The sequence below is a fragment of the Betaproteobacteria bacterium genome (genome assembly GCA_016194905.1).
In the GTDB taxonomy this organism is placed as follows: Bacteria; Pseudomonadota; Gammaproteobacteria; order Burkholderiales; family JACQAP01; genus JACQAP01.
This window is the reverse complement of the sequence record JACQAP010000031.1, coordinates 122,183-134,240: the sequence shown is the minus strand read 5'-3', so window position 1 is coordinate 134,240 and position 12,058 is coordinate 122,183. Positions and strand designations below refer to the sequence as shown.

Sequence of the window (12,058 nt, the reverse complement as noted above, 5' to 3'; positions counted from 1 at the left end):
GACCCACGCCTTCCCATCCCGAACAGGACGGTGAAACGACTCTGCGCCGATGATAGTGCGGATTGCCCGCGCGAAAGTAGGTCACCGCCAGGCGCCCAACCAGTACCAAGCCCCTCCCGGGTCACCGGCGAGGGGCTTTGTACTTGATGGGCCCATGACAGGGGATCTACGTCGGGACGAAAAGCGATTTCGCATCGCTCTATAGACGCACCGACCCACAAACCTGAGTCGAGGTTCGTGCCACACCTTGTTCGGCAGCGCCTCGCACGCCTTCGAGGTAAAGGCGCTCTGTCTCCATCGAAGGTTGCATGGCGAGTCCTCTGGCCAGTGCTTCGCGGCAACGGCTGTAGGTGCGCGCGGCCTCGGCGAGTTCGCCCCTCTTCAGGTAGCAACCCATCAACCGGCGGTACAGTAACTCGTTCAGCGGATCCTGCTCCAAGGCCTGAAGGCAGACATCGATCGCGTCGGAAAATCGATTCTGACGCTCGAGGCGCGTGGCCAGTGCCGCGACCAGTCGTTCGAACTTGGTCTTCAACCGTAGTCGCGGTGCAAACATCCAGGACTCTTCACACTCGCGCGCGAGAAAGTGCCCGGCATAGAGGTTGAGGGCCAGGCGCAATTGCAACTCGGATGTATTGCCGATCGCGGATTCGTCTAGCCGGCGCAGCCCGTCGTTGACGAAGCGCTCGAAGCTCCACGCGTCCACCCAGCACACGCCCTCGTTCAGCGAGAGCTTTCCGTTATCAGAAAGTACCGCCGCCCTGGTCTGCAGCAAGGAGCGCAGACGGTGCAATGTAATCGTCAGACTTCTGGCTCCCAAATCGCCTTCGGAATCCGGCCACAGGCATTCGCAAAGACGGCTGGAAGCGACATCCCGCCCACCCATGGCGATAAGCGCTTTCAAGAGCCCGAGCGGTCGGTATTGCGCTTTGCCTTTCGAGTGAAGCGCTTGCTTATCGATCGCGATGCTGAAACGCCCGAGGGTGAAGATTTGTATCGGTGCCTTGGTTGTGGTGTCCGTGGTTTTGCCTTCTGCCCAAAAGCTTCCCGTGCCGAGCCCGAACGATTCCCTTGCCATTTTCGTTGAGCAGGTGTTCGAATCGGCATCTGTTCGCGTCGCGTATCTCATATTCCTCTCCCTCTACTCATGTCGGGTTCGCGGAGCCGACCACCAATCTGAACAGGGATCGCAGGCCAAAAATACTCGCGGATATGCGGCTCCATCTCGAACGCATTCTGAGAAGGGCAAGGCCGTCGATCCATATGACGAAGGTCATAGCGAACGGCAGATGGCTGCTGCATGCGTGGTCCGAATATCGGATCACGGATGACTGGGCGCGACTTGGAACTTACGCAGGTCGGACTGAACGGGATGTGACGCGAGTGACTACGGGTGGTCTTAGCAGGACTGAAAAAAGGTCTCCCAGCGAAAATTCGCAGAGTGTGAATTTTCAAGCTTGGAGGACGGCAATAGTTACGGGCTTCGCTCGATCCATTTGAATAGGCTGTCCTCGTGAGCGATGTGCTCATGATTAAACCTTGAGGAGATTGCCATGAACGCCAAAGTGATTTTTGCAGTGCTGTTGATTTTCGCTGCTGTCCCTGCCTCTTACGCCGAGCATTTCGGTCGCGGAAGCGAGAACTCCCCGTTTGCAAGCAAGCCGTCCGTCAACACCGCCGCAACGGTGGATCGCTACGGACGTGCCAGTACCCACGTGGACGTGGCGGCAGCGCAGAAGAGTGAAGTCAAGGCCAGGCTCGCGGCATCGGCAGATACGCCCGGTCGGGCTTGAAGCCGTAGCGGTTTGCTGTCCGGTAAAACACCCGGTGCCATGCGCCGGGTGTTTTTTTGCTTTGATTGATCCCTGAAAAGCCTGACTCTCTTGGCCGTGCGAGTCAGCCCACGAAAACGTTCGTTCGAATCTCGCCGCGTGAATTATTTACAAGCTCGATTTGCAATGTGTACGCGACTGGCAGCTCAAGCGGCCGTAGTCTGAATCTGCCGTTGCGTTAGGAACGGGTATGGAGATGCGCCCAAAACCAAACCCGGGGACGAATCCTTTAGAGCAGTTGGGCGAAGGAGGCGATCATGAACATTTTCATTACATCCGTAATTTGGGTAACCGTAGGGGCGTCGATCCCTTCGCTTGCCATCGACCAAACAGAATTATTCCCGACCCGGGAAGCGGGTACCGTCGAAGCGCAGTGCCCGAGCAACTGCCAGGGGGATTTTCCGGTTTCATCTAACCGCAAATATGCGGAAGCGCACGAAGCGCACCATTGGTCGAGGTCTTGAGTGATGTGTGCTGTAATCCCAGCTTGTGGAGCGTGGTCGGGAACCGATGCGTTTTCTGGGGCGGAAGATTCCGCCAGGGGCGCGGACTGCCAGGCAGACTGAACGCCTTGATCCTGATGGGTAACTGGTGCGGCTTGCTCAAACGAGCCCGACACCACCGAGACGAAAACCAGGGCGCGTAGGCATCAGGCGCTGTGCAGGACAGACGAAAGAAAAGGCGCGCTCGCGCGCGCCCTGCGATGCACTTGCCTCTTTACCGCAGGCGGCTAATGGGTGACCATCATGGCTCACTGACCCTCATGGCTCATCGGCGAAGTCGGGATGCGGGCCGCGACCAAGGGAAGGCACGCTCGATTTTACCGCGCCGCTCGCTTTGCCGCTTGTATAACTGGTTACAACGCACACCCAGTTTTCGTGCCAACTCGGTGGCGGATTTGCCGGCCTGCTCGAGCAGGCGAACCGCTTCGAGCTTGAACTCCTTGGTGAAATACTTGCGCGTTGCCATGGATCACTTCCATCGGGATTTATTGTCCCCCCAATTCAGAGTCCACGAATTCCTGGGCTACCTCCACCTGACCCCGCCACCGGACCCGTTCGGCTTCTCCAAGGAGACCGGTCCGATGTCCGATATATGTGGAGGACATCGGACCTGAGTTTCCCCGACTCAACACCTGATTTTACAAATCGCGTTGGGTTTCCAGCAATAAGAGACACCGAAGCCGCAGGTATTGGTCACACAGGTGGCCAAGCAAGCAGTTGTCGTCATTCTTAATACTGACTCGTAATCATCAGACTTAGCAATTTGTAGATTGTTACCTGCAGCCGCAATTGTCCTGCCCGCAAGAAATGCCATCTGATACTTTTTCTCGGTGGCTTCGAAGGCCTTGCCAAATGCAGAGTAAACTGCGTCAGTTCCCTTTGTGCAAGAGTAAGAGAGATCCCTCGTGTGTTTCGGATGTGGCTGATTATAACTACACTCCAACTTCTCCCCCGAAATAGATTTGTCAATCGCGTCCTTGAAAGCAGCTAATGCTTTGGGATCTTCACTGGTAACCGAAAAGCACGTTTCAAACAACTCCGCGGTCGCAGTCGAGCAATACGCCAACGTCGCGACGGTAAGGCACGTCAAAACTCTTTCCCTACTGAATAGATACATTTTATCCTCCTCTTTTTCGTGCTTCATCAAGGCGAAAAAGCAGCCCAAATAGAGAATTTCTGGTTGGGCCCCTCTCGCGGCTCAAACGGTATTGCCCATGATCTGGAGATCAGAACTGCAATATTAACGAGGCAAATGCAAAACGCGCGACCGCAACGCGGGGCGCGGAAGGATCAATTTCAACAAACTTAATTCGGTGGTCAAAGAGGTTGTCAGCGCCAAATCTAACGACCCCGAGACGTCGCGGCAGGCGGTATACGAATCGCAAGTTGGTCAACCAAGAGGTATTATCGACGGCAATCGAATTGAAGAATGGGGACGCTTGGAGATGGCCGTCTTGGCTGACCCTGATTAATTCGACGCGAGCAGAGAAGGTCGCGTCAGGAATGAGAGTGACGGCAAGGGGGAAATATCGTGTCTCAAGATCGACAATCTCTTGGTCACCGGTAAACTCGACTGGTCGAGTAAACCGCTCTTGTTGCATTTCGGCGGAAAAGCTAATCGTGCAAGCACGGCACAACACGCGGTCGTTGCTAAACGAGTGTATCGAATATAGGTAGATACGCCGAGTGCTTTCGCGCCATTCGAAATCTTCCGCTGTGTCACCGAGAAACAGCGGAACAGTGAGTCGGCGTCTCGTCGCTTCCGCGCCCACATAAAGGCCAGACGCGAGTTTTTGCTCGACCCCAAGACCCGAACCGCGAGTAATGGACCCATCAGTGTCATCGAAAAATTGATTAAAACCCGCGACCTGCGTTGGTTCGATGGTTCTATTCGATACTAACTGACGTTTAAGCGTTTTCCACTGGGCAACTCGAAATGTAGTCTCAGATGAGGGGCGCCAAATTAAACCAATCTTGGGATTGGTAAGTTCGCGTTTCAGCGGCCCCTCGGACATGCGCTCGTAACTCAATCCCGCTTGAATGTGAAGCCTCACTGGTGCAAATTGCCAAAACCCGTACGTGTAAGCATTGCGAAACTCGGATTCGGTCACGATCCCCGCATCTTGAAAGTTTATTCGTCCATCTACCGCGCCAATTCCCGAAACTACGTGTCCTGAACCAATTGAAGCGGAGTACTGCAACTCTGTAGTTCCGGAACTTGATCCAATTCTCGATGTGGCGGAGATGGGCAGAAGTAACAAGCTGGTATCACGCTTTTCTCCAATAGCCGAGACTAGGAATTCGGAGGATGGAGAAACTGAATGATGAATTCCGATGCGGATCGATGAAACCGTTTCGTCGATATTGATCGGGAAGGCGAGAATGGGATCGAAAGGAAAAAGGATAGCGCCACGACTGGAATCCGACGAGCGGAATTCTGTTTGAAACGAGGTGTTGGGAGATGTTTGAAAGTGTGCGAATCCCGTGTAGACGTTCTCGCTGATGTTAGTGTTGTCCTGCAAGCCAAGGGAGTTAAAGTGAGCTTGACCAAACGTGAGTGCAGCAGACTCCTGAACTGTGCCCACGACCAACTGATCTTCGACGGTACGTCGGCTACCTACGAGTCCATCGATGATAAAGCGTGAACCTTGACTATCCAATAGCGAATCATATTCGTTGAAACCAACCCCACCACTCTGAAAGTTGATGGCAAAGGTGGGCTTCGGAGATGTTGAGGAGAGGCTTCCTTGCGCACGAAGAGGAGGTGGGGGTAAAAAAGAAAGTGGCTGTCGTAATTGGGCCTGTAGCAGTTCACTCTCACTAGCGATTGTGTATCTCGGAAAATTCGAATATGTGTCTGCAAGAAACCGATGAGCAGAATAGCTGACCGGGTCCTCTGCAATTGAAGAAGTTGCTTGGGAAAGTGCCAGTTGATCGAAACCCAATTCTTGATATGTACGTGCAATGTTTGCAGTACGGGACGCACGATCCTGATCCAGCGCAAACTTGGAACGATAAATAGCTCGGCCGTCGTTTAACGCGACGGACCTTTGCAGATCGTCGAGGGCTTCAACTGGCCGGTTCTCGGAGGCTTGAAGCATGGCATCATAGAACCAAGGCGTCGGATCTTTCGGGTCAAGCCCCTTCGCCAATCCAAACTGAATTGAGGCAAGCTGGTCTCGCTCCCTGGTGTTCTCCTCGTAGTACGCCTTGCCAACGTAGCTGCGGATGAGCGAATTCGTCGGGTCCAAAGCAACCGCGATCTCTATCTGTTCCCGCCCCTCGACCAACTTGCCTTCGCGGATGATGGCCAGGCCCAGGCCCAGACGCGAAAGAGGATCGGTGGAGTTGCTTTCAATCGCCTTTCCGAAATCTTCCCGCGCCTCTTTTACCTTGATCTGCGCCAGATGGACGAAGCCGAGGATCATGTGTGCGCGGCTTTCCGACGGGTTGGCAGCGACCGCCTGCGTCGCGGTCTTTTCCGCTTCCCGAGTCCAGCCAAGAGACAGTTGCAGCTCGGCGACGCGGGCGAGGGCGAGCGCGCTCGGGGTGAGTTCGGCTGCGCGCTGGGCGCTGGTGAGCGCCGCTTCGAGTTTGAAGTCGGCTTGTTGGGCGTAAGACAGGGCCAGCCACGCTGGAGAGGAATTGGTTGTTGCCTCGACTGCCTCCTTGGCCAAACGTAAAGCCTCAGCCTTGTCATTCTTGACCAGACTGATGATGGATGACAGGGCCTTGGCATCGCTGCTGTAGGGAGTGGTGGCGAGTGCGTCGCCGATATTGGCCTGGGCTTCCTCCACCCGGCCGGCGCGCAGCAGTTGCTCCGCCCGCGCGATGAGACATGACACCCGGTTGTCCTGTGCGACGGCGCGGCAATCCTCGACCGGCACGGCGCCGGCAGGGGTGATCGGCGGATAGTAAAGCGTCCATTGCACCGCGTCGGCGGGTTTGATCAGAAGTCTGATGGCTGGAGGTTCACTGCCGCCGATCGTTAGCGTTTGACCACTGACGACGGATTGAGACGGAAATACGTTGACGCCTGCGCTGGCGGCAAGGACTTTGCCTTCGAATACCGAGAGTTCCGTGCTCTCGCAGCGCATCGCCACCAGGAACTCGGTCCCTTCCACCGCGGCGTTAAGGTGTGGTGTATTGACCCTGAACTTGCGTGGAAACCGGGTGATGAAGTAGCCGGCACCGCAGGTGTGCGCGGTCGTGGATGCCGCAACAATATCTTCCTGCGTAAACTCGACCCGCGTTTCTTCCGCAGTCTGGCTGACCGAAATGCTGGTGTTCTGGTCCACCCGGACCAGAGTTTCCGCCTGGATGAACAGTGCCGCACGGCTGAGCGCACCGGTGCGCAACCGGTCGCCCTCGCACAGCGGGGTGTCCAAGCGAGTGACCCTGGACCAGTCGTTCTGGCGGGCGCGGAGAAGTTCTATCGAGCCCTGGATCGAAACGACGCGGGCAACAGGAGAACTGCAGGCGACCGAAACGTCTGCAGCAAAAGCGGGTATCCCGCTTGTCGTTATGAGCAAAACAAACAGCAGCAGGCGGGGCAAAAACCCCCGGGAACTCCCCTGCAGCGCGATCCAACGAAACCTCTGCATCTTCTACCCCCCCTCCAGGGTTAAAAGACTTCAGGTACGACGATCGACTGCTAATTAAAAATAGACCCTTCTTTGGGGGGGCGCAATATGAATTTGGTCTTGGTACCCCGGGGGCATGACAAATGCTAGCGCTGCCTAGTGTCCTGTTCCACTGATTCGCGGCTGAAAACCCGACGAGAATCGGCGCCATGCTGTGTTACGAGTCCTCGCCGTGGGGCCCGCCACTGTCGAGGACTCGCGCCTTGCCTGACACCGATTTCGCAGGTTTTCCGATCGATGATGGATTGTTGATAAATGGATATGAGATCTGCTTTCCAAGGTTCGCAAGGTGTCCCACGAATCGGCGGAACAGGACACTAGCAGTCAGATTGCGGGGATCAGTCCACTTTTAGCGCACCGTCGCGAAGCAGGGTTCCGGATTCCAGTACGCGCACGTAGAACGCCGCCGGACCGTCGCCAGGAAAGTCGGAAACCAGATTCCGGAAGGCTCCGAGTGCCTCTGCCGATGCGCTCTTGCGCAGTAAAGCGAGCGCACGCGCAAAGCGCTCGCACAATTCCAGATCGTTCGGGTCAGCGGATTGCCGCGGTCCGATCAGCTCGAATGCGTGTACCGGGAGCGCCTTGCCGCGCAGAAGAAAGTAACCGACCTCGCGCAGCAGAAAGTCCTCCACTCCTTCCAGCGCCGGCTCGGAAACCAGCACCCGGGTGCCGAGTTTCTTGTTCAATTCCTGGATACGAGTCGCGGTGTTTGCCGTGTCCCCGACCGCGCGGTATTCGTAATGCGTCTGCGACCCGACCATAGTGAGGGTCACGCGGCCCCAATCGACGCCGAAACGGGTCGTCAAGCCGCTCGAGGCCGGTTGCTCGTTGAACAGCCGTGCTGCTTCGCGCATTTCGAGGAGCGCGCTCAACATACGTTCACGAGTATCCGTGGAACGATGCGGCCAGATTGCGAGCATGGCGTCGCCCACGATGTCGGAGACGAACCCGCCGTACCGCGCCACCGGCCGGAACAGCGTGTCGAAATAGCGATTGAGAAAATCCGCGAGATCCTCCGAATGCATGGCCTCGGCCATGGTCGTGTAGTTCGCAGCGTCCGTTGCGACACAAGCACACTCGAGCGATTCTCGCGTTGCGCTGACGTTCCCGGCGTTTCTCTCCAGTTCGTCCACGACCTCCTTTGGCACGAATTTAATGAACGCATTGCGGATGTATTCGCGCTGCTGTTGGACGATCCGGACCTTCCAGGTCATTCCGGTTGCCAGGCCCAACGGGGCAGCGATGCAGGCCGGCGTCACCAGCGGCAGCCAGAGATCTCTCCCGATGAACAGACAAAGCGCCGCCCACGCATAACCGGCGAGCAGTAAACCCGCAAGCGGAAATGCAAGCCGGTTTGGCAGAAACAAGCAGAGCAGTGTCGAGACTGTTCCCGCAAGCAACGTGATCAGCATCCATAGCGGCAGTTCGGCAGGATGGACGCTCGAATCGTGCAGAAGATTGGCAAAGGCGGTGGCGGCGATTTCAACGCCGCTCAGCGCCACGCCATCGGCGGAAGAGAACACCGTGGAGAAGTGCTCCGCCTGCTCCGGACTGAGGGTTTCCGCGTACCCGACGAAAACCATCTTGTCGAGAAAGGCGGCGGCGGATTGCTTTTCGTCGAATGCCAGCGCTTGATCGTAGCCGTAGGCGCGAATAGTGCCGGGCGGTCCGAAGACGTTGAGCAATCGCACGCCCGGTCCCGCGTGAAGTGCAACCAGCCTGCCGATGCGGGTTCGTACCGCGGCATCCAGGCCCGCAAATTCGCCCGAAGCGAGGGCGGATTGCATGCGCGCGGCAAGTCCGGGCGTGCCGGCAAATAGCTGCCGGATCAGCAGGCAGGTTGCCTGCAGTTGTCCAAGGCCGCGGACTTCTTCGACCGTTGCCGGCAGAAGCTGCGCCTGGTCCGGCGCCAGCTTCGCCAGCATGTCCCGGAAATGCGGGTACACGTCCAGCGAGTAAGCCTGCATGGCGAGAGCCGGCAGGCTGGGCGTCGCCGAGCCGCCTTCCGTGAACGCCATGAATTCGTCGAAGCGCCCGCCGTGATTGATCACCGGAAATGGCGCAATGCCGAGCGCAGCGTCGAGGATGGCCGGGCTGATCTCGATCAATTCCTCCGCCATTTTCTCTGCGGCGCCGGCCGGGCGGATGTCCGACGATTCGAGTTTCCCGGCGATCAAGACACGGCGTGCCTGCGCCATCGCCGCGGCCAACTGTCGATCCTGCTCGGCGTTGAGGTCGCCCGAAGGACCCGGCAAGGCAGGACGCGTCCGGAACAGCACGTCGAAAGCCACGGTCCTGGCGCCGGCCCTGGCCAATTTGTCGACGAGCATCGCATGCAGGCAACGCGGCCATCGTGCGGGCAGCGACGGCAGGCTGATATGGGTGGGTGGTCTTGTCCCGGTCCCGATATCGTCGCAGCGGTGAAATTTCTCCGGGTCGTGCGGCAGGAAAATGTTTGCAGCCGCCTCGCGGCTGATCGTCACCACAACGACTTCCTCGGGCGCTGCAACAGGACCGCGAAGCTTGAACAGCCAGCCCAGTCCGAGGTTTTGTTCGAGTGACCGGATCTGCGGGACGAGGACAAGAATGGCGCCGATTGTTCCAACTGCGATCGCAAGCGCGATGAAAGTCGGGAAACGACGGCGGCTGCCGGTCCTGAAGCCCTGGGCGAACCATGCTGCCATCCGGGCCATGCTCAGATGACCCGCGACTGGTCGGCCATCAGTCGTTTGGCGATGAGATGCACCACATAAAGCGCGAACTGTGGGTTCAGGAGATACAGGCGCTTCACCTGGTCCGAGGTCAGCGTGAACAGATCGACGTCGGTGGCGCACACGGCAGTGCAGGTGCGCTCATGCGATGGAGAAAAAATACCGATCTCTCCGAAGACCGCGCCGCTGTTGACGTCGATTTCGATTTCCTCGAGCCGGATCGTGCCGCGCTGGAGGTAACAGAGTTCCGCGCCGGGGTCGCCTTTTCTGAACAGGATGGTATTGCGCGGCACGCGGCGGTGGGACATATGCGGCAGCAGCCAGTCGAGATCCAGGGTGCCGCCCTCCGCTTCCTTTATTTGCCGGAAATTGACGCTCTGCAATCTGGAGGCCAGCAGCACGGCCTCGCTGCGATTCTGCACGTCGAGCGCTTTGAAGATGGCGCTCATATGCAGCTTCACGGTGCCTTCCACAATGCCGAGGTGCCTGGCGATCGCCGGATTCGACTTGCCTTGGGCCGCCAGCGAAAGGACTTCGATTTGTCGGTCGGTCAGACCGAACTCGTGCAGCGATTCCCGGGTCTCCGGCGGCTGCGCCTCATCGGGTTGCGCTGACGCGTTCGCCGCAGGTGGCCCTCTCGGGGATACGTAGGGGCGATAGGCTCCGCCGCTCAGGACAAGCCTGAGAACGCCGCGGGTAACCGTCTCGGAATGCGATTTCGGAAGATAGCCGAGCGCGCCGGCATCGAGAATTTCTTCGACATAAGCATCGTCAAGGCGTGAACCCAGCGCAACCAGGCGCGTTTCGGGATAGCGCTGCAGAAGTCCGCGGACCATGCCGTTGTTATCGGTTGATGCGCCGTCCATGTCCACCAGTACCAGATCCGGCGAAGTCGAACGCCGTGCCGGCGGCGAAGAAAGCAGCGAGGGAATATCGTCAATGGCCTCGACTTCGCAGCGGGAGTCGAGTCCGGTGAGTATGCTCCGCAGAGCATCGGTAGCGGAGTCGTTAGGCGAGGCAACCAGTATCCTCATGCAAGTCCCCGGACGTTCCCAATATGTCGATGTGTTACCACGTTTTCCGTTGCGGGTGCAACATGTGGCTAGAGTGGGCTGGTCCGCGCCCGACCACAGTGTCTACCGTGCTGGCCATGCCGACGCAGTCAAACAAGAAACCCGGATGGCGATCAGCCGGCAAACATGGGTTCCGGCAAGCCTTGTGTCTGCGCATCCAGCGCAAACACGTGTCCCGCCGTCGACTGGACTTTTCGTGCCTCGTCATTGAGACGCAGGCAGCCGGAGGTAATGTAGAGCGTCCGAAAATCGGATCCGCCGAATGTCAGGCTGGTGACGTGTTGAACCGGCATGCGTACGATTCTGTCGACATTTCCACCCGGGGTGTAGCGCGAGATGCGCCAGCCGTCGTAGTGCGCATTCCATATGCAGCCGTCCGCATCCACGGTCAGACCATCCGGAAATCCTTCGTTCTCCCGTAGTTCCGCGAACAACCTTCGATTGCGAGGAATGCCATCATTCGCGTCGAAGTCATAAACGAATATTCTGCGGGCCCATGTGTCGCACAAATACATCAGGCGATCATCGGGGCTCCATGCCATGCCGTTCGGGCAGTGCAGACCTTCTTCCAGGCGGCGAATCGATAGATCGGGGTCGAGACGATAGAGTGCACCCGATGCTTGTTCGGTATCCCGGAAATTCCGCGTGCCCGCCCAGAATCGTCCGCGGCGATCCACCTTGCCGTCGTTGAAACGATTGTCCGGAATTCCCGACTCCGGATCGGAGATCGGCGTGGGTTTTCCCGTGGCGACATCCAGAAAAAAGAATCCCGTCCGGCTTGCGCCAACCAGCCCGCCGCGTTCACGCAGGCCGATGCAGCCGATGGCCTCACCGATGTCCCAATGCTGCACTGAATGATCGAAAGCATCCCAGCGCTGGATCAGCTTGCCCTCGACATCTACCCAGTACAGCGAATTTTCCGAACTGCTCCATATCGGGCTTTCGCCGATCTGGTTCCGCGTTGCGGTGCAATTTCGGTTCCGTCGGGATACCGGATGTCGGGCATGCCCATGGCACCGAAGAGGATTGCATCGGCAACCCCAAGTTGTTTCATTGCTTCGTCGGACAGCGCAGTTCCGGTATCGCGATATGCGATTGCGCCGCCCGGAAGCTTGCTCCAGACGAAGCCGGTGATGCCGATCTTTTTCGCCAATGTTTCGAGAACATCGAGGCAGGCTTCCACGACTTCGATGCCGATGCCGTCTCCTGGCAGCACGGCAATGCGCAGATCCGAGCCGAGTGACACGTTTCCTCCTGAGATTGGTCAGATGCCGGCGGCGCATGACGCGTGCGACC

The 12,058-nt window shown here is 57.9% G+C and carries 9 protein-coding genes; 2 read left to right on the top strand and 7 right to left on the bottom strand.

The features are described 5' to 3' along the window. Positions 1-199: 199 nt before the first annotated feature. Entirely contained in the window at positions 200-1,078 is an 879-nt protein-coding gene (locus tag HY067_21460) for a hypothetical protein (GenBank protein ID MBI3530523.1), read from the bottom strand. Positions 1,079-1,553: 475 nt separating this feature from the next. On the opposite strand from HY067_21460, the gene HY067_21455 reads away from it, so the two are divergent. Then, positions 1,554-1,793 carry a hypothetical protein gene (locus HY067_21455; GenBank protein ID MBI3530522.1) on the top strand — a complete coding sequence of 80 codons (240 nt, stop codon included), beginning with the start codon at positions 1,554-1,556 and terminating at the stop codon, positions 1,791-1,793. Positions 1,794-2,089: 296 nt separating this feature from the next. Then, positions 2,090-2,296: a hypothetical protein gene (locus HY067_21450; protein MBI3530521.1), complete on the top strand. Its 207-nt coding sequence runs from the start codon at positions 2,090-2,092 to the stop codon at positions 2,294-2,296. Between the two features lie 304 nt (positions 2,297-2,600). Here the strand turns inward: HY067_21450 and HY067_21445 are convergent, their stop codons facing one another. The 6 genes from HY067_21445 to HY067_21420 all read right to left on the bottom strand — a co-directional run bounded on the left by HY067_21445 (position 2,601) and on the right by HY067_21420 (position 12,008). Continuing rightward, a complete protein-coding gene (locus HY067_21445) occupies positions 2,601-2,801 on the bottom strand; it encodes a transposase (protein MBI3530520.1) in 201 nt (66 codons plus the stop codon). 760 nt (positions 2,802-3,561) lie between these two features. Then, positions 3,562-6,939 carry a tetratricopeptide repeat protein gene (locus HY067_21440; GenBank protein ID MBI3530519.1) on the bottom strand — a complete coding sequence of 1,126 codons (3,378 nt, stop codon included), beginning with the start codon at positions 6,937-6,939 and terminating at the stop codon, positions 3,562-3,564. Positions 6,940-7,316: 377 nt separating this feature from the next. Further along, positions 7,317-9,662 carry an adenylate/guanylate cyclase domain-containing protein gene (locus HY067_21435; GenBank protein MBI3530518.1) on the bottom strand — a complete coding sequence of 782 codons (2,346 nt, stop codon included), beginning with the start codon at positions 9,660-9,662 and terminating at the stop codon, positions 7,317-7,319. A gap of 11 nt (positions 9,663-9,673) precedes the next feature. Then, the gene (locus HY067_21430) at positions 9,674-10,723 is read right to left on the bottom strand and encodes a cyclic nucleotide-binding domain-containing protein (protein MBI3530517.1); all 1,050 of its coding nucleotides are present in this window, start codon (positions 10,721-10,723) and stop codon (positions 9,674-9,676) included. A 152-nt stretch (positions 10,724-10,875) separates the two neighbouring features. After that, positions 10,876-11,712, bottom strand: a complete 837-nt coding sequence (locus HY067_21425) for an SMP-30/gluconolactonase/LRE family protein (protein MBI3530516.1) — start codon at positions 11,710-11,712, stop codon at positions 10,876-10,878. Further along, positions 11,661-12,008: a hypothetical protein gene (locus tag HY067_21420; GenBank protein ID MBI3530515.1), complete on the bottom strand. Its 348-nt coding sequence runs from the start codon at positions 12,006-12,008 to the stop codon at positions 11,661-11,663. The genes HY067_21425 and HY067_21420 overlap by 52 nt, the downstream gene beginning before the upstream one ends. Positions 12,009-12,058 lie beyond the last annotated feature (50 nt).

Bases quoted from the DNA above. Each gene is read 5' to 3' on its own strand.
- HY067_21460 (MBI3530523.1), bottom strand. From the start codon at position 1,078: ATGGCAAGGGAATCGTTCGGGCTCGGCACGGGAAGCTTTTGGGCAGAA.
- HY067_21455 (MBI3530522.1), top strand. From the start codon at position 1,554: ATGAACGCCAAAGTGATTTTTGCAGTGCTGTTGATTTTCGCTGCTGTC.
- HY067_21450 (MBI3530521.1), top strand. From the start codon at position 2,090: ATGAACATTTTCATTACATCCGTAATTTGGGTAACCGTAGGGGCGTCG.
- HY067_21445 (MBI3530520.1), bottom strand. From the start codon at position 2,801: ATGGCAACGCGCAAGTATTTCACCAAGGAGTTCAAGCTCGAAGCGGTT.
- HY067_21440 (MBI3530519.1), bottom strand. From the start codon at position 6,939: ATGCAGAGGTTTCGTTGGATCGCGCTGCAGGGGAGTTCCCGGGGGTTT.
- HY067_21435 (MBI3530518.1), bottom strand. From the start codon at position 9,662: ATGGCAGCATGGTTCGCCCAGGGCTTCAGGACCGGCAGCCGCCGTCGT.
- HY067_21430 (MBI3530517.1), bottom strand. From the start codon at position 10,723: ATGAGGATACTGGTTGCCTCGCCTAACGACTCCGCTACCGATGCTCTG.